The sequence below is a fragment of the Arthrobacter citreus genome (genome assembly GCF_038405225.1).
Classification (GTDB): domain Bacteria; phylum Actinomycetota; class Actinomycetes; order Actinomycetales; family Micrococcaceae; genus Arthrobacter_B; species Arthrobacter_B citreus_A.
In genome coordinates this window covers 1,155,262-1,172,213 of the sequence record NZ_CP151657.1, presented here as the reverse complement: position 1 = coordinate 1,172,213, position 16,952 = coordinate 1,155,262, and the positions used below count along the sequence as shown (strand labels likewise).

General features: G+C 66.0%; 13 protein-coding genes. 3 read left to right on the top strand and 10 right to left on the bottom strand.

The window, feature by feature from the left end:
- Positions 1-139 precede the first annotated feature (139 nt).
- Entirely contained in the window at positions 140-2,506 is a 2,367-nt protein-coding gene (locus AAE021_RS05435; protein ID WP_342024604.1) for a glycoside hydrolase family 3 C-terminal domain-containing protein, read from the top strand.
- A 113-nt stretch (positions 2,507-2,619) separates the two neighbouring features.
- On the opposite strand, the gene AAE021_RS05430 is transcribed toward AAE021_RS05435, so the two are convergent.
- The 3 genes from AAE021_RS05430 to AAE021_RS05420 form a co-directional block, all read right to left on the bottom strand.
- The gene (locus tag AAE021_RS05430) at positions 2,620-3,669 is read right to left on the bottom strand and encodes an SDR family NAD(P)-dependent oxidoreductase (RefSeq protein WP_342024603.1); all 1,050 of its coding nucleotides are present in this window, start codon (positions 3,667-3,669) and stop codon (positions 2,620-2,622) included.
- A 171-nt stretch (positions 3,670-3,840) separates the two neighbouring features.
- Positions 3,841-4,275: an acyl-CoA thioesterase gene (locus tag AAE021_RS05425; protein ID WP_342024602.1), complete on the bottom strand. Its 435-nt coding sequence runs from the start codon at positions 4,273-4,275 to the stop codon at positions 3,841-3,843.
- A 126-nt stretch (positions 4,276-4,401) separates the two neighbouring features.
- A complete protein-coding gene (locus AAE021_RS05420; RefSeq protein ID WP_342024601.1) occupies positions 4,402-5,742 on the bottom strand; it encodes an MFS transporter in 1,341 nt (446 codons plus the stop codon).
- Between the two features lie 151 nt (positions 5,743-5,893).
- Between AAE021_RS05420 and AAE021_RS05415 the strand changes: the two genes are divergently transcribed.
- Positions 5,894-6,280 carry a VOC family protein gene (locus AAE021_RS05415; RefSeq protein ID WP_342024600.1) on the top strand — a complete coding sequence of 129 codons (387 nt, stop codon included), beginning with the start codon at positions 5,894-5,896 and terminating at the stop codon, positions 6,278-6,280.
- A 34-nt stretch (positions 6,281-6,314) separates the two neighbouring features.
- Here the strand turns inward: AAE021_RS05415 and AAE021_RS05410 are convergent, their stop codons facing one another.
- The 6 genes from AAE021_RS05410 to AAE021_RS05385 form a co-directional block, all read right to left on the bottom strand.
- Complete coding sequence (locus AAE021_RS05410; RefSeq protein ID WP_342024599.1) at positions 6,315-8,063, bottom strand: DUF4389 domain-containing protein; 1,749 nt, start codon at positions 8,061-8,063, stop codon at positions 6,315-6,317.
- 136 nt (positions 8,064-8,199) lie between these two features.
- Positions 8,200-9,600 carry a dihydrolipoyl dehydrogenase gene (gene lpdA, locus AAE021_RS05405; RefSeq protein WP_342024598.1) on the bottom strand — a complete coding sequence of 467 codons (1,401 nt, stop codon included), beginning with the start codon at positions 9,598-9,600 and terminating at the stop codon, positions 8,200-8,202.
- A gap of 105 nt (positions 9,601-9,705) precedes the next feature.
- Positions 9,706-11,223 (bottom strand): carboxylesterase/lipase family protein, encoded by a 1,518-nt coding sequence (locus AAE021_RS05400; RefSeq protein ID WP_342024597.1) that lies wholly within the window; start codon positions 11,221-11,223, stop codon positions 9,706-9,708.
- 258 nt (positions 11,224-11,481) lie between these two features.
- Complete coding sequence (locus tag AAE021_RS05395; protein WP_342024596.1) at positions 11,482-12,651, bottom strand: N(5)-(carboxyethyl)ornithine synthase; 1,170 nt, start codon at positions 12,649-12,651, stop codon at positions 11,482-11,484.
- 170 nt (positions 12,652-12,821) lie between these two features.
- Positions 12,822-13,055, bottom strand: a complete 234-nt coding sequence (locus tag AAE021_RS05390; protein ID WP_342024595.1) for a hypothetical protein — start codon at positions 13,053-13,055, stop codon at positions 12,822-12,824.
- 146 nt (positions 13,056-13,201) lie between these two features.
- Positions 13,202-14,839 carry an ABC-F family ATP-binding cassette domain-containing protein gene (locus AAE021_RS05385; protein WP_342024594.1) on the bottom strand — a complete coding sequence of 546 codons (1,638 nt, stop codon included), beginning with the start codon at positions 14,837-14,839 and terminating at the stop codon, positions 13,202-13,204.
- 270 nt (positions 14,840-15,109) lie between these two features.
- On the opposite strand from AAE021_RS05385, the gene AAE021_RS05380 reads away from it, so the two are divergent.
- Positions 15,110-16,003: an arginase family protein gene (locus tag AAE021_RS05380; protein WP_342024593.1), complete on the top strand. Its 894-nt coding sequence runs from the start codon at positions 15,110-15,112 to the stop codon at positions 16,001-16,003.
- A 31-nt stretch (positions 16,004-16,034) separates the two neighbouring features.
- Here AAE021_RS05380 and AAE021_RS05375 read toward each other — a convergent pair whose 3' ends face one another.
- Positions 16,035-16,790, bottom strand: a complete 756-nt coding sequence (locus tag AAE021_RS05375) for a class I SAM-dependent methyltransferase (RefSeq protein ID WP_342024592.1) — start codon at positions 16,788-16,790, stop codon at positions 16,035-16,037.
- Positions 16,791-16,952 lie beyond the last annotated feature (162 nt).

Genomic DNA, 16,952 nt, shown 5'->3' with positions numbered 1-16,952 from the left:
GTCCCGGCGGCATGCCGTGAGCAACTGCAGCCGTCTTTGAACCTTACGGCGGCTGCGAAAGCCGGAACAGGGTGCCGGCACCCTTTCGCCCCTCCGGGCCGCGGCTTAGACTCGGAGCCCTGTCGACGAGGAGGCGTACATGGAAATTCCAGCCATGCCGGACCTGACGCTGGAAGAGAAGCTGGAGCTCCTTTCCGGTGCGGGATTCTGGGAAACAGCAGCCTTTCCCGCCCAGGGGATTCGGGCCCTGGTCCTTTCCGACGGCCCGCACGGCGTCCGGCGCCCGGCCGGTGATGGAGCGGGGCTGGAACTGGGCGAGTCGCTTCCCGCCACATGTTTTCCCGCCGAGTGCGCGACGGCGTGTTCCTGGGACCGCAGCCTGCTAGCGGAACTGGGCACCGCCGTCGCACACGAAGCCCGCGCCCAGGGCGTGGACGTCCTGCTGGGACCGGGCCTGAACATCAAGCGAACGCCGCTGTGCGGACGCAACTTTGAGTATTTCTCCGAGGACCCGCTGCTCGCGGGTGAACTGGGTGCTGCGTGGACGGCCGCCGTCCAGGCGGCGGGCGTGGGCGCCAGCCCCAAGCATTTCGCCGCCAATAACCAGGAGGCGGACCGGATGCGGGTGGATGCCGTGGTTGATCAGCGGACCCTGCATGAAATCTATCTGCGCGCATTCGAGATAGTTGTCCGCACTGCCGGACCGTGGACCGTCATGGCCGCCTACAACAAGGTCAACGGCCTGCATGCCGCTGAGAACCCCTGGCTGCTCGGCACCGTGCTGCGCGACACCTGGGGTTATGAGGGCGTGGTGGTGTCGGACTGGGGTGCGGTGACTGACCGGGCGGCAGCGCTCGCCGCCGGATTGGATCTGGAGATGCCGTCCAGCGGCGGTCTCGGTGTGCGGGAACTTGCCGCGGCCCTGGACGCCGGCACCATCACCGAGGAACTGGTCAACGTTTCAGTGGAACGGATCCTCGCCCTAATGCGCCGCGCCCCGGTGCAGCCGGATGCCGGCGCAGGGACGGCTGCGGGGACGGCTGACGGGACCAGCGCAGGCAGGGCTGCGGGCACGGCTTCAGGCACCGCCGGAGCAGAGGCGGACTACGCAGCGCATCATGACCTGGCCCGCCGGGCCGCGGCCGCGTCCATGGTGCTGCTGCAGAATGACGGCGGCATCCTTCCCCTGTCTTCGGAGGGCACCCTGGCGGTGATTGGCGAGCTGGCGCGCACACCCCGGTATCAGGGCAGCGGATCCTCCCGGGTAAACCCCGTTCGGCTGGTCACGCCCCTGGACGGACTGCAGGAGCTGGTGCCCGGACTGCTGTTTGAGCCCGGCTATGTCCTGTCCCGGGAATCGCCCTGTGCCGGAGAGGACCTGGTGGAAATGGCTGCTGCCGCCGCGGCGGCGGCCGACACCGCCGTCGTCTTCCTGGGCCTGCCGGACGCCGCGGAAAGCGAGGGGTATGACCGCACCACGCTGGATCTGCCCGATGCGCAATTGGAGCTGCTCACCGCCGTCACCGAAGCGAATCCGCGGACCGTGGTGGTGCTTTCCAACGGCGGTGTCGTAAATATGGGCTGGGCGGCTGACGTGCCGGCGGTCCTGGAGGCCTGGCTGCCGGGCGAAGCGGGCGGCGGCGCGGTAGCCGACGTGCTCCTGGGCCGGGACGAGCCGGGCGGACGGCTGGCCGAAACCGTACCACTGCGGCTGTCCGACACTCCCGCCTACGGCAACTATCCCGGTGAGGGTGGAACGGTCCGGTACGGCGAGGGCCTCCTGGTGGGTTACCGCTGGTACGACACCCGTGGCATGGAGGTGGCCTACCCCTTTGGCCATGGGTACTCGTACACCAGCTTCGCGTATTCGGATCTTGGGGTGCGAGTGGTGGGCGCCGGGTCCGGGCAGCTGGTCCATGTTGAGCTCACCGTGACGAATACGGGCGGGCGCGCCGGCAGCGATGTGGTGCAGCTGTATTCCGGCGCCCCGGGGGATGACGCCGGTCAGCAACGGCCGCTGCACCCGCGGCGTGAACTGCGCGGCTTCGAAAAGGTGCGGTTGGAGCCGGGTGAGTCCCGGACCGTGGAGTTCCGCCTCGACGTCCGCTCCCTGTCCCGCTATGAGCCTGTCACCCGGACCTGGGTGGCGGATGCCGGGGAATACCGGCTGGAGATCGGGGCGTCGTCACGGGATATCCGGCTGGCCGGAGTCGCTGCCCTGGACGGAACCGTTCCCGCTCCCCTGCTGGGCATCGGATCATCAATCGAGGAATGGCTGGCCGATCCGGAAGCGGCGGCCGCGCTGGTCTCGGCCCTGAGCGAAGCAGGCGGCGAAGGGGCCGGCTCAGCATCCGGCTCAGCATCCGGCGGAGCCCAGCTGGCTGCGTCCCTGGCGCTTGTGGGCAGCATGCCGTTGAACCGGCTGGCCCGGTTTCCCGGCAGTCCTGTCACTCCTGAACTGCTGAAGCGCCTTGAAGCGGCACTGAAGTCACGGCGCGGAAGCTAGCGGCCGCTGCCCCAAGCCTTGGCGTATCCAGGCGACAGCCCCGCGCCAGGCGACAGCCAGAGTCGGGCGACAGCCAGAGTCGGGCGACAGCCAGAGTCGGGCGACAGCCAGACTCAGGCGACGCCCCAGCCTTCGTCCACCGGCATGATCGCCCCGGTGACATTGGCGGCGTCGTCGCTGAGCAAATAGGTCATGGGCGAAGCAATCTGCGCAGATTCGATCTCCGGCGACGTGAACGTTGGGGCCGGCAGCGGCCCGGCGCCGCCGAGCGAGCCATAGTTTGATTCCAGGGCCGAGCGGGTGGGCCGCGGAATAACGGCATTGACCCGGATGCCGCGCGGACTGTAGATGTACGCGGCGCTGCGGGTCAGCCCGATCACGGCATGCTTGGACGCGGTGTAAGCGGCGCCTGCGATGGAACCGCGGAGTCCCGCCTGGGATGACACGTTCACGATGGACCCGGCGCCGCGAGCAAGCATCAGCGGAATGATGGCCCGGGACAGCCTGAACGGTCCGTCAACATTGATCCGGAAGACGCTCTCCCACAGCTCGTCCTCCACCTCGTGAAGGGCAACCATGTCATCGGCGATTCCGGCAACCACGGCGAGTCCGTCCACCCGGCCCCGCGCCTGCACCGCAATTTTGTTCACGTCGTCCTGGTTGGAGATATCAGCCACAATGCCGGTAATGTCCAGCTCCGGGTTCATCTCCAGCAGCGCTTCCGTCCGCAGGGAACTGAGATCGATGGCGAGGACGTGGCCCCCTTCCCTGGCCACGCGCAGCGCGGTGGCCCGGCCAATCCCCGAGGCCGCCCCGGAGACCACCACCGTTTTGCCGCGGAACCGGCCTTCGACAATGGGCTCCTCCCAGTCATTGGGAGCAGAGGGTGGTGCTGAGGGAAAGAGGTGGGCTGTGGTCGGGCGAACCGAGGGGAGGTCGATGAGCGTGTTGGCTGCCTGCACCATGAGGTTCAGGTATTCCGGCGTCACCACCCCGTCGCTGAGGGTCACCAGGGAGGAAAGCGGCAGCATCCGCATGGCATAGAGTGCGCGGGCATCCGGGCTGCGGCGCGCCAGCACGTCAATCAGGACGGTGCGTCCGGTGGGGTGGTCGAGCCACTCGCCGATCAGCGAATCGGCTCCCAGGTGTGCCGGCTCAGGCATGCAGGCTCCGTTCCAGCCCGGAATCCGGGCGGCCGGCGCCGTCCCGCGGTGCCGGACCGCCGTCGTCACCGGGCTTCAGTCATGGGCTTTGCTGCTGCTTTGAGTATCCCACGGCGGTCTTCGCCTGGCCTCCCTGCGGCCGCCTGCGGCCCTCCCGGGAAGGAAAAACCGCTAGGCGTCGAACGTCACCGGCGGAATGTGGTGATCGGGGAGCCGGTCACGGTCATAGGTAATTTCGGTGAAGCCGTGGGGCACCGGGTGTCCGTGCCCGTCCAGGCTGACGAAGACTATCCGGTCTATCGTGAGGATGCTGCGGCGGGTGATCATGTTGCGCACTTCGGCGCGCATGGTCAGTGATGTCCGGCCGAACTTCGTGGCACGCAGGCCCATTTCAATCATGTCGCCCTGCTGGGCGGAGCTGACGAAGTTGATCTCCGACATAAACTTGGTGACCACTCGGCCGTTGCCCATCTGAAGGATGGCGTAGATGGTTGCTTCTTCATCGATCCATCGCAGAAGACTGCCGCCAAACAGGGTGCCGTTGGCGTTGAGATCTTCGGGACGGACCCACTTTCGGGTATGAAAATTAATGTTCTCGAGGTCCATATTTCAAGACTATCCAGCGGCGGCATGAAGATGTGGCCGGCTGTGACCGAGCAGACGGACCGCGGTCACACCCCTTGCACCTGCCGGTGCCTTCCGCCCTGCACCAGGGCAGGGCCCCTCTTTGTCCTAGTGAGGGAAAACACCTGTCAGGTGCTGTTCTTCCCCGGCATTTCGGAACCGGGAAAACAAGAGCACGACGGCGGCCACCAGCAGCAGGGCGCAGGAGGTCCACAGTGCTGCGCCTGTTCCCGCGGCGGCGCTTATCAGCCCGCCCAGCGGTGCCCCGAGGACAATCATCGCCCGGTTCGCGGACCGCATGGTGGCGCTCATCCGTGCCAGCAGCCGGTCGGGTGTCACTGCCTGCCGGTAGCCCATTTCCAGTGGGCCTTCGAGTCCCATCGCCATGCCGAACAGCAGCTGCCCACCGCCTGCCAGGGCCAGGGACCACCACAATTCCACCGGCCACTCCGGGAGAGGTCCGCCCTGTCCCCGCCCGCCGGCGGCCAGCGGAGCAAGGGCGACCAAGGCGATCGCTGCCGGTTGGATGATCCGTGCGGCAATAATGGTCCGTCCCGTTCCCCACCGCAGCCCCAGCCCGGTGGAGAGCGTGGTGCCGATTACGGCTCCCACCCCGGCGCATCCCAGGATGAGTCCCAGTCCCGCCGGCCCCAGTCCGAGCTCCTTCAGGATCACCGCCGGCAGCACCGCTCCCAAGACCGCGGAGCCGATGAACCATATGTGGGTGCTCAGGGCCATTGGCGCGAGATACGGATGTCCGTAAACCCAACGCAGGCCCTCTGCCACCCGTGAAAGGAAACCTGCTTTGGCGGCATCCGGGACGGGTTCCGGCTCCTGTTTGGCATCCGGTTTGAGAGTCAGCAGTATCACCGCCGAGAACAGATACGATGCGGCGTCCACCAAAAGTGCAAAGGGTGCGCTGACCAACGCCACGAGGCCACCGGCCACAGCGCTTCCCGTGGTCTGCGCGGCGGTGTCGCTTTGCTGGAGCCTGGCGTTGGCCCGCGTGAGAAGCGGCCGTGGAACCAGCCGCGGAAGGAAGCTCTGATAGGCGGCGTCGCTCGTCAAGGCAAGTGTTCCAAAGGCAAACATGAGGAACATCAGCCACGGCACGGTAAGGGACGCTGTGGCTCCTGCGGCGCAGATTCCGGCGAGGACCAGACCCCTGCCCAGGTCTCCGGCTACCAGGACCGTGCGGCGGGGAAACCGGTCCACCCATATCCCCGCCGCAAGGCCAAAGAACAGGTACGGCGCCCAGCGCGCGGCGTTAACCAGGCCCTGGTCCAGGGCAGTTCCGTCCATCGTTACCAGAATCAGGACGGAGACCGCGAGCGTGGTGATGTAAGTGCCGAAATCGGAGACGGTCGAAGCCAGCCAGAACCGCATGAACGCCGGATTCTGCCGCAGCCGAACCCGGGCCGCAGACGGTTTTTCCCCTGCCTCACCCATTGTTCCCCTCCCCTTGGTGCAAGCAGTCTCCCATCCCGCAAGCACATCAGGTTCCGCCTTCCGCATCCGCGGCGTGCCGCACCTTTACCCTGGTCCCGGTCCGGTGCTAATTTGGGCGAACTTTCGCCCACCCCGCCCAGGAGCCTCCGTTATGACCAGCGCATTGTCTTCCATCACCCTTGATGCCGTGGACACCCACCGGATGGCGGAGTTTTGGACTCAGGTTCTGGATTACCGGATCACGGAGGAGGAGGACTCCTTCATCAGTCTCGCGTCCTCCGACGGCGACGGCCCGCCGATGTATATCCTGCCGGTGCCCGAGGCCAAATCCGTGAAGAACCGGCTGCACCTGGATCTGCATGCGGTTGACTGCACCCAGGAGGAGGAAGTGGAGCGCCTGCTGGCGCTGGGCGCGGTACGGGCCGACGTCGGCCAGGGCCAGGGTCCTGGAGTTACTTGGGTGGTGCTGGCAGATCCGGAGGGCAATGAATTTTGCATCCTTGCCTCATCGTCCAGTTCCGGACCGGCCGGTTCCTAGGCTTCTCTTTTTCCCGACCAGCACCTTTTCCCGTCTAGCCTCTGTCCGGACCGGGCCGACCGAGGCCGGCCGCCTCATCCCTGCGGTCCGCCGGACCCTGATCGAGCCGGAACGGCGGATATTCATCGCGCATCAAGGCCCCATAGGCAAGGACACGGTAGGTCCAGCGGTTCAATCCCATGAGCAAGTCGAACAACTGGCGGGGGTAGCGTCCGGTAAACAGCAGAATGAGCGCTGCAATGAGAACCAGCAGCCCCAGCAGGGACAGGCCCTGCCGGCTCACCGTGGTGTACACGCCGCCGGTCCAGCCTTCATCCCAGTCCTGCCACATGCCTGCACCCCACCGGGTCCAGCCGCCGTACTCCATTTCTTCCGGGCCGCCGGCCCGCCAGAACCGGTTCACAACAAGTGTTGCTTCGGTGATGGCACTGACCACCAGCGCCTGCGGGAGCACCAGCAGCCACCACTTCACCAGCACCAGCCAGCGTGAAAGCTCCCGGGGATAGTCGACGCCGAAGTCCGCGGGATAGTCGGTCCGTTCCAGGGTGAACGGTGGATACCGGTCGGTGCCCAGCACCCGTGTGGCGTAGAACGTCACCCGCCAGCTCCAGCGCACCACGCCCACGTTGAAGTCAAAGATGCCCCGCGGATAGTGTCCGGTGAAAAGAATGACGATTCCGGCAATCACCGTGGAGACAAAGAAAGCAACCCACAGGAAAAAAAGCACGATGTAGTGCGGAATGGCGAGGAACCATTTCACCAGCCACATCCAGCGCGACACGTTGGGGTCCAGCTCGCCGTAGAGCCGGGCGGGATAACGTGGTCCCGTCAGTCCCGGGTCCCGGACGCCGACGGCGGTCGCCCCCGCTGCGGCTGCCCGTACGGCTCCGGACACCCGTGCGCCCGGCGTCGCGCCCGCCGTCGGCCGCTGTTCCCTGCCGTACCTGTCCTGCATCTGTCCGTAAGTTTGGGGTGTTCCGGCGGTTTGGGGTGTTCCGGCCGGCTGTCCGGAAGCGGGCTGCAGCCCCGCACCCGGACCCTGTCCAGCTTCTGCCGGCCCTCCGGGCTGCCCCGGCAGCCCGGCCGAGGAGTAGCTGCCGTAGGGACCGCCCGGCCCCACTGAACGCCGCCGCAGGCCTGCGGCGCCGGCTACTGCGAGCCCGATGCCGGCTACAAGCAGCACGATGCTGCTGATCAGCAGGATCCAGGTCAGCGGTCCGAGCAGATCCGTGCGGGCGCCTATCTGCAGCTCAGCAGACACCGGCCTGCTTCCGTCGGCGTTCATCACCACCACGGTCCAGCTGCCGTTCTCGAGGTTCCATTCCAGGGACTGCTCACCGCTGCCGCTGGTGCTGGAGGCCCAGAAGTCCTGATCTTCGGGGAGTCCGTCGGGGGCACCCCCCTGCCGTTCCTCGTAGTAGGCACGGAACGGGTCAAAGGAAACCTCCTGCAGCTCGCTGTGCTGCACGTCCAGCAGGTACCGCTCCACCTCCGCTTCCGGGCCGATGCCGAGGAACAGCTCCTTGCCGGTGTTGGCCGGCCGGCCCTGGACCTGCAGCGTTCCCACTGCATCACCAGCCTGGACTCCCGGGCCAACCTCGATCTCCGACGTCGTGATTGCATAGGTGTCCACCTCGTAAACGCCCTCCGGCAGCGACAGGAACCTGTCCTCCCCCTGCCGCGCGTTGAGCACGCCAAGAGCCGCTGCTCCCGCTGCCAGCCCCAGCCCCATCAGGATCAGAAGGCTCCCTATGACCAGCATGACGATTCGGCTTGTTCTCACGGCGCAGCCCTAGTCCGGACCACCCCTGTTCTCAGGGTTCGCTCCAGCACCCTCAGTGTCAAGTTTCCCGGGCGTGCAGGGGAAGGGCACCGCCGGACTGTCCGGCGGTGCCCTTCCAGGGGTGAAACCTGGTGCCTCAGAAATTGATCATGTGTCCCGTGAGGCCGTGGAATGCTTCCTGCAGAGCCTCGCTGAGCGTGGGGTGCGTGTGGACGTTGCGTGCCAATTCGTAAGCTGTCAGATCCCATTTCTGCGCCAGGGTCAGTTCCGGAAGCAGCTCGGAAACGTCCGGACCGATCATGTGCCCGCCCAGGAGCTCCAGGTGTGCCCTGTCCGCCACGAGCTTGACGAATCCGACGGGCTCGCCCAGGCCGTGGGCCTTGCCGTTGGCGGTGAAGGGGAAGGTGCTGACCACTACGTCATAGCCTTCGTCGCGGGCCTGCTGCTCGGTGAGGCCGAAGCTGGCAATCTGCGGCTGGCAGAAGGTGGCCCGCGGCATCATCCGGTAATCGCCAAGCGCCATGGTTTCGGCTTTCCCGATGGTCTCCGCCGCCACTACGCCCATCGCTTCGGCCACGTGGGCGAGCTGCAGCTTCGCGGTCACGTCGCCGATGGCGTAGATGTGCGGGACGTTGGTGCGCATGAATTCGTCGATGCCGATGGCGCCGCGGTCGGTGAGCTGGACCCCGGTTTTCTCCAGCCCGTAGCCTTCGGTCCGTGGGGCAAACCCAATCGACAGCATGACCCGGTCAGCCTCGATGGAGCCTTCCTTGCCGTTTTTGTCCGTGTACGTGACGGTCACCGAGGATCCGTTATCCGTAACCGTTTCCACCTTGGTGGACGTCAGGATGGGCACACCCATCTTTTTGTACTGCTTGGTGATTTCCTTTGACACGTCGGCATCCTCATTTGGCAGCGCGCGGTCCAGGAACTCGATGATGGTCACGTCCACCCCATAGCTGCGGTGCACGTAGGCAAACTCCATGCCAATGGCACCGGCTCCCACGATGACCAGTTTTTTGGGCAGGTCCCGGTCCATGATCTGCGCTTCGTAGGTCACGACGTTGTCGGACAGCTCCACTCCGGGCAGCAGCCGCACGTAGGTGCCGGTGGCAAGGATGACGTTGTCGAAGGTGACCGTTTCGGTGCCGCCCTTCGAGAGGCTCACCTCGAGGCTGTGGTCATCGGTAAAAACCCCGTGGCCGTCGTACTCGGTGATCTTGTTCTTCTTCATGAGGAAGTGCACGCCCTTGACGCGGCCGTCGGCCACCTGCCGGCTGCGGTCGAAGGCGGCACCGAAGTCAAAGCTGACGTCGCCGCTCATGCCGAAGGTTTTCGCCTGGTTGTTGAAGATCTGCGCCAGTTCGGCATTACGCAGCAGTGCCTTGGAGGGTATGCAGCCAACGTTCAGGCATACTCCGCCCCAGTACTTTTCCTCCACCACCGCCACGCGCAGCCCCAGCTGCGCTGCACGGATGGCTGCCACGTAACCTCCCGGACCGGCTCCCAGGACTACGACGTCGTAATGTTCACTCATGCTGGCCAACTCTCCTTTTGCGCGGTGCGGTAGGGGTTCAAGCGGTACAAGCTGGGTTAACCCTCTCACGGCCCGTCTGTGGACTCCATCACGGAAGCGGCCGGATTAGAGGTACCCTCGGTAACCCGCCCAGGCCCGGCGCCGCTCGGAGAAGGGGTCGGATTCAACCCGGTCTTCCCGGTCAAAAATCCGGGTCCTGCGCTGCACCGGCTCGTACCGCGGCCAATCGTCGCCGGGATTGCCGGTTCGGGCCAGGTTCAGCAGGGTGCCCTGAAACCGCGCTGAGAGTTCCTTCATTGCGCCGGCGCCGCCTAACAGGGACAGTGCCCGGGTGATCGGCTCCCGGGTTTCCCCGAACATCACGGGCACGTCCATTGCATGGGTTGCGCCGAATCCCAGGAGGTTCATCAGGGGCGTCGCGAAGTCATAGCGGTAGGACCAGGTGGGCGCCACCAGCGAGTGATACTCGGCCACCATTGTGGAGGGATACCAAAACACTAGGTCACCGCTGATTTCCACCGACCGCTCCTTGGACGGGTATCCGGGATAGGCGGCAAGCACCCGGTCCTGGGCTTCGGGATCGGTGCCGGCGAACATCTTCTCGATCCGGTCCGGCGTGGAGGGCAGGATGTCCACGATTTTTGCGAACAATGCACCTTCACGGGCCATGGTGCCCAGCACCAGCGGCACCGGCGCAGCCCGCCCCTGCCGGAACATGTCAATCGGGTGCTCGGGCAGGAAATCGCCGTCCACCACCGGTGAAACGCTGAGGGAACCCGGCTTGTCAGCCGGCCCGATCTTGGAGGTGAGTTTGTTGGTGGCCCGGACCAGCGCTTCAGCCGGCAAAGTGGACAGGGCCTGTGCCGCGTCCGAAAGGGGAACATGAAGGATGTGCAGGAGGTCCCGGGCCCAGGCTGCGTGCAGGTCCAGGGAGTAGGCGCTGGAGGGCGCCGCGCTCTGGGCGTAGGCCTGGTGGAAAAGCCCTCTCGCCGCGGGAATGCACATGAGCGACGTGACGGAAATGCCGCCGGCGGATTCCCCAAATATCGTCACGTTGGTGGGGTCCCCGCCAAAGGCGGCGATGTTGTCCCGCACCCATTCCAATGCCGCAACCTGATCCCGCAGGCCCAGGTTGGATTCAAAGGTGCGGTCTGCGGTTGAGAAGGAGCTGAAGTCGGTGAATCCCAGGGCGCCGATCCGGTAGTTCAGGGAGACATACACGGCCTCACCGGTTTGCACGAGGTATGCGCCGCGGTAGGTCTTCACGGTGGATGACCCGGAGCTGAACGCACCGCCGTAAAAGTAGACAAGCACCGGCAGGCGTTCGGAGGAGGGTTCCAGCGGTGCCGAGACATTCAGTGTCAGGCAGTCTTCATCCATCGGAGCACGACGCCGTGATCCGGTCAGTGAAGGATTCCGGGACTGCGGCGGCGCTGCTCCGAAGCTGGAGGCGTCCAGGACACCGCTCCATGGCTCCGGCCTGCGCGGCGCCCGAAGCCTCAGTTCCCCCACAGGCGGAGCAGCGTACGGGATGCCGCGCCAGGTGCGCACTCCATTGGCCACAATTCCCCGGACCGGGCCGTCGACGGTGGGAATCAGCAGGGGAATCACGTCTGTTGTCATGAGCTGCTCAATTCACTGTCAGCGGTTTTGGCCCGGCCAATCGCCCTCCGCGCTAACGTCCGGGGGCGTACCGCGAGGCCAAAAACCGGAGGGCCTTAAAACCATAGACCCGGCATACTCGCGCGTCCTAGCCTCCGGACGCGTTGGGCTGGCCCTTCCCCTGAAGTGGTCGCCCATGCCCGTTTGTCCAGGGCTTGGGCTGGTGCCTCAGGTCCCGGTGCCCAAGGTCCGGCCATGGCTTTGGGCACCCGGTTGCCCTCAGGCTGGGGACACCGCGTACGGATAGTCGCCGGAACGGCCCTGGAAGGCCAGGACGGCTGGATTCAGGATCCTTCCACCGCGGATTTCGATGGCGCGGGCCACGCTCGATTCCGCGTCCCAAGCTGCGGGACCGGACATCACAGTGCGCAGGAACGGCAGGACCGCTTCGCTGATTTCCCAGGTGGCCGAGTCCCACAGGTGAGAAGGGCTGTGGTCCACCGCGTAGTACAGGATGCCCTCTCCAACGGTGAACACCGGATCGGCGAAGGACGTGGGCTTGGCCCAGGAAAATCCCATGCCCTCGTCACAGGACACGTCAATGATCAGGCTGCCTGGAGCGAACTCTTCCAGATCCGCTTCCTGGAGGTAGGTCAGCGGGGCGTTGGGATCCTGGAGCGTGCAGTTGACCACCAGGTCAAAGCCCGCCAGATAGGGCGCCAGCGGCTGGTTGCCGTCATCGGTGATGACATGGCTGAGGTGCGGCTGATCGGCGTCGCGCTCAAACCGCAGAATCCGGGCTGAGTGGATGGGCGAGCCGACTGCGGCGGTCTCCCGGTTGGTGAGCACCTGAACTTCGTGGATGCCCAGCGCATTCAGTGCCGTGACGGCGCCGCGTGCGGTTGCCCCGAAACCGATGACGACGGCGGTGAGCCGGCGCCCGTAGTCGCCGGTCGACCCGGCGAGCTCCAGGGCGTGCAGCACCGAACTGTAGCCGGCGAGCTCATTGTTTTTGTGGAACACGTGAAGCCCGAACCCGCCGTCGGCGTTCCAGTGGTTCATGGCTTCAAAGGCGATCAGTGTCAGCGACTTGTCGACCGCCAGCTGGGTGATCTCCGCGTCCTGGACACAGTGCGGCCAGCCCCACAGCACCTGTCCGTCCCGAAGATCCTGCAGGTCCCGTGCCTGCGGCTTGGGCAGCAGCACCACGTCGGAAGCGGAAATAACTTCGCTGCGCGGAGCTACGCGTGCCACCAGCGGAGAAAGCTGGGCATCGGAGAAACCGAAGCGCTCGCCGTAGCCCTCCTCCAAGATGATTCGGTGCCGCAAATCGTCGTCAATGCGCTCAAGGTGGCGGGGGTGCAGCGGCAGGCGCCGCTCGTCGACTTTCCTCGAAGTTCCGATCACGCCAAGCGTCATCAAAGTGCCATTCGTAGCCGTGCCGCTCATGCGTACCCCCGTGTTGGCCCGGCGGTGCGCCGGGATACCGAGACTACTCCCCCGCCGCCGCCGCGCCTGACCGGCAGGCGCACAAGGCCGGTTCGGGCTGCGGCGGGGGACACGCTGGTTCAGGCTGCCGGTTCAAGCTGCCGGGAAGGATGTGTGTCTCCAGACCCCGTTTAGACTGCCGCGAAGGACCGGTGGCGGGCCCGGCCCGCCGTGGCTGCGGCAGCCCGGCCGGATCCCGCGCTGCGCTCCCGCTGGAGGCGCCGGTGCGTGAGGTACTCGTTCAGGCACAGACCGGCGACGGCGGCAACATTCAGGGCAATCTTCGTCCCCGTGGACCAGTCAGTGGTGACGCAGAGGACCCACACGGCCAAGAGGACCGGAACCTCCGCGCGCACGCCCCTCATTGCTCAGTCCTTGCAGAAAGCTGCTGTGAAGACATGGTGAAAACTCCCCCCAAGAGACCGAGACCTAAGCATGCGCCGGCTGTTCCAGCACAGACCGTCCGTAACTTCTACCACATTCAGGGCCCGCTGCGGTACTTAGGCCAGCATCAGGAAACTGTCACAACGCCATCGGTGACATCCCACCGGGCATCCAGGTGAACGTTCTCCAGCATCCGCCGGTCATGGGATACGAGCAGCAGCGCGCCCTCATAGCTGTCCAGCGCCTCCTCCAACTGCTCGATGGCAGGCAGATCCAGGTGGTTTGTGGGCTCATCAAGCACCAGCAGATTCACGCCCCGCGCCTGCAGCAGGCCCAGCGAAGCACGGGTCCGCTCTCCCGGTGAAAGGGAGGAGACCCGGCTGTTGACCTGATCCGCCTTCAACCCAAACTTGGCAAGCAGGGTGCGGACCTCGGCGCTGTTCATGTCCGGAACGGCGGCTTCGAAAGCTTCCCCCAGCGGCATGGCGGGATCCAGCTGACCGCGTGCCTGGTCGATTTCGCCGACCGCCACTGAGGACCCCAGGGATGCGGTTCCCCCAGCGGGTTCGAGCCGGCCCAGGAGCAGGGCCAGCAGAGTGGACTTTCCGGCACCGTTCGGACCGGTGATACCTATCCGCTCGCCGGCGTTCACCTGCACCGAAACGGGGCCAAGCGTGAAGGAACCGCGGCGGGCCACTGCGGAGTTCAAAGTTGCCACCACGGAACTCGAGCGCGGAGCGGATCCGATGGTGAACTGCAGCTGCCATTCCTTGCGCGGCTCCTCCACTTCGTCCAGGCGCGCGATCCGGGATTCCATCTGGCGCACTTTCTGCGCCTGCTTCTCCGAGGATTCCATCGACGCCCGGCGGCGGATCTTGTCATTGTCCGGAGCCTTCTTCATCGCGTTCCGGACGCCCTGGGAGCTCCACTCCCTCGTGGTCCTTGCCCGGGACACCAGATCCGCTTTTTTGTCGGAGAACTCCTCGTACGCTTCCCGCGCGTGCCGGCGTGCAACGTCGCGCTCCTCCAGGAAGGCGTCGTAGCCGCCGTCGTACACTGCCACCTTGTTCTGCGCCAGATCCAGTTCCACCACGGTGGTGACGCAGCGGGCCAGGAACTCGCGGTCATGGGAAACCAGGACGACGCCGCCGCGCAGCCCCTGCACAAATTCCTCCAGCCGGTCCAGACCGGCCAGGTCCAGGTCATTGGTGGGTTCGTCCAGCAGCACAATGTCGAAGCGGCTCAGCAGGAGCGCGGCCAGCGCCACCCGTGCCGTCTGCCCGCCGGAGAGCGATGTCATCAGCGCATCCGCTCCCACGTCCAGGCCGAGTTCAGCCAGCACGGCCGGAATCCGGTCCTCCAGATCCGCGGCTCCGCAGGCGAGCCAGCGGTCCAGCGCGACGGCGTACGCGTCATCGGCACCCTTAGCGCCGGAGCCCAACGCCTCAGCGGTGGCTTCCATGGTGAGCGTGGCCTCTGTGGCACCGGTGCGGCGGGCGATGTACGCAGCCACGGTTTCCCCCTCCACCCGCTCATGCTCCTGGGGCAGCCATCCGATAAAGGCATCGGCCGGGGCCGTGGACACGGTGCCGGCGAGCGGCTCGTCCGCACCGGCCAGCAGGCGCAGCAGAGTGGACTTGCCGGCGCCGTTGGAGCCCACAACACCCACCACATCGCCGGGGGCGACGGTCAGGTTCAGGTGGGAGAAAAGGGTGCGGTGGGCGTAGCCGCCGGAAAGATCCCGGGCGACGAGTGTTGCAGTCATACCTCCATCCTATTTTGTGCCGGTTCTGATTTTGTCCGCGGCTCCCGTCCGGGATGTCCCCTGCCCCGGCCGTGCGCTCCCGTCCGGGCCGGGCCGCACTCCCGTCCGGGCCGGGCCGCACTCCCGTCCGGGCCGTGCGCTCCCTTCCGGGCCCGTCGCCTTGGCGCGGAGCTGCTCCACCCGGCCTGTTCCGGAAGCAATTTGCGCTCCAGCTCCGGCCACGGCTTCCCGGCCCTTATCCGCGCCGGTGCTGCGGCGTAAATTGGGCTCATGAGCCCAATCCACCCCTCAGGTCCCGGCGCACTCCGCCTGCACTTCCCGCAGTGGCAGGGAGCTTCCGGGCCTCAAACCCATCAGCTGATGAGCGGGGTGGACGCCCACGACAGTCAGCTGTCCTACCAGCTGGGGCCGGAACTGCTGGCGCTGATCTCTCCGGACCACGACGGTCCCACGGCCTATGTGCCGGTCAGTACCGACACCAGCGACGAGGCCCTCGCCACGGTGGACGGCATTTATGCCCGTGAAGCAGTGGTCCGCCAGCTGACGGACGCGCTGGCGCTGCTGCGCGAGGCCGCCCCGGCGTCGGTGGTTACCTTCGGCGGGGAGTGCTCCGTCAGTGTTGCCCCCTTCAGCTACCTTGCCAATCTGTACGGGGATGACCTCGCGGTCCTCTGGATCGATGCACACCCGGACACGGGCGTTCCGGGCCAGTCCTACACAGGTTTCCGGTCCATGGCCCTGGCGACGCTCGCCGGTGAGGGCGATGCCGGCATCCTCGCGGAGCTGCCGGCGCTCGTTCCGCCGCTGAAGATCCTGCAGGTGGGGCTGCGGCACTGGGATGATGAGGGCATTGCGGTCAAGGAGCGCCTTGGCATCCAGAGTGTGGGCCTGACGGATACCGCCGAGGACAGCAGGCGGGTGGTGGACTGGGTTGCCGGCACGGGTGCCTCCCGGCTTGCCATCCATATTGACCTGGATGTCCTGGACCCGCGTGATTTCACGAACACGGCGGGCAGGCAAACGGATGGCATGAGGGCTTCCGATCTGGTGCGCCTTATCGGCGATCTGTCCGCAGCGGCGGAAATTGTGGGCCTGACCGTGACGGAGCACCTTCCGGTGGAACTTATGCGGCTGTCCGGGATGCTGAGGGACTTGCCCATCTGAGTTGCCTGCCTGCATCCCCCGTGGGAGCCGGTCAGTCACGCACGCCGGCGGCGACGTCGTGCAGGACGAAGGTTGCGAACCCCAGCTCGCGTCGTGCGCCGCTCAGCCAGGCGTCCCGATTCTCGCATGCCGCCGCTAGCGCCTGGTTACGATCCTCGGTCGTCGAGGCCTCCCGCACGGCCCAGTCCACCAGCGAGCCGGTCCAGCTGAACTGGTAATCGTCCCACTCCTCCAACGTGCTGACGTGCCCGTACGACGGCTCGAACCCGTGCTCCCGGATGGCCCGCACGAGGCCGGCAAGGTCGGGATAGGCGTCGGCGGAAACCTCAAGCGCTGCCAGCGCAGAAGCCGACGGGGACCCCTCCCAGATACTGTCACCGATCAGCGCTTGGCCACCGGGGCGCAGATGCTGCCGGACAGCGCCCAGCATGTCCTCCATCCGGCCGAAGGCGTGGCTCGCACCGACGCACAGCACCACGTCAAAGAGCCCGTCGTTCCAGGTGGCGGCATCCGTCTCGATCCAGCGCACCCGGTCACTCAGTTTCCGCTCGCCGGCACGCCGGGCGGCAGAGGCGGGAAGCATTCGGTCAATTCCCACGCCAGTGGTTCCGGGATGGATGAGGAGCAGCTCCTGCAGCCACTCGCCCTCACCGCACCCGAGGTCAACGGCGCGGGCGCCGCCGCTTGGGCTCAGCCAGGCGACCAGTTCGCGCAGCCGGTCGGGCGCCACCGGCGCGGCAATGGGGTGGCGCCGGTGGGCGATGTCGAAGATCTCGGAGCGCTGCATCTCAGCGACGCTACAGGATTCAGCCAGGTGTGCAGGCCGCCGTTTATTCCCGCCGCAGCGATAAAGGTGTCCGGGTCTGCCATCAGCGGAACAAGTAGGCATCTGAACCGTCAGCACGCTTAGGGTGACAGGGAACGCTCATTCCTGTTGAACGCGTTTTCC

Excerpts from the sequence above, each read along its gene's own strand:
- AAE021_RS05395 (WP_342024596.1), bottom strand. The coding sequence starts at position 12,651 with ATGAGCGGCACGGCTACGAATGGCACTTTGATGACGCTTGGCGTGATC.
- lpdA (WP_342024598.1), bottom strand. The coding sequence starts at position 9,600 with ATGAGTGAACATTACGACGTCGTAGTCCTGGGAGCCGGTCCGGGAGGT.
- AAE021_RS05380 (WP_342024593.1), top strand. The coding sequence starts at position 15,110 with ATGAGCCCAATCCACCCCTCAGGTCCCGGCGCACTCCGCCTGCACTTC.
- AAE021_RS05385 (WP_342024594.1), bottom strand. The coding sequence starts at position 14,839 with ATGACTGCAACACTCGTCGCCCGGGATCTTTCCGGCGGCTACGCCCAC.
- AAE021_RS05430 (WP_342024603.1), bottom strand. The coding sequence starts at position 3,669 with ATGCCTGAGCCGGCACACCTGGGAGCCGATTCGCTGATCGGCGAGTGG.
- AAE021_RS05435 (WP_342024604.1), top strand. The coding sequence starts at position 140 with ATGGAAATTCCAGCCATGCCGGACCTGACGCTGGAAGAGAAGCTGGAG.
- AAE021_RS05390 (WP_342024595.1), bottom strand. The coding sequence starts at position 13,055 with ATGAGGGGCGTGCGCGCGGAGGTTCCGGTCCTCTTGGCCGTGTGGGTC.
- AAE021_RS05420 (WP_342024601.1), bottom strand. The coding sequence starts at position 5,742 with ATGGGTGAGGCAGGGGAAAAACCGTCTGCGGCCCGGGTTCGGCTGCGG.
- AAE021_RS05400 (WP_342024597.1), bottom strand. The coding sequence starts at position 11,223 with ATGACAACAGACGTGATTCCCCTGCTGATTCCCACCGTCGACGGCCCG.
- AAE021_RS05415 (WP_342024600.1), top strand. The coding sequence starts at position 5,894 with ATGACCAGCGCATTGTCTTCCATCACCCTTGATGCCGTGGACACCCAC.
- AAE021_RS05425 (WP_342024602.1), bottom strand. The coding sequence starts at position 4,275 with ATGGACCTCGAGAACATTAATTTTCATACCCGAAAGTGGGTCCGTCCC.
- AAE021_RS05375 (WP_342024592.1), bottom strand. The coding sequence starts at position 16,790 with ATGCAGCGCTCCGAGATCTTCGACATCGCCCACCGGCGCCACCCCATT.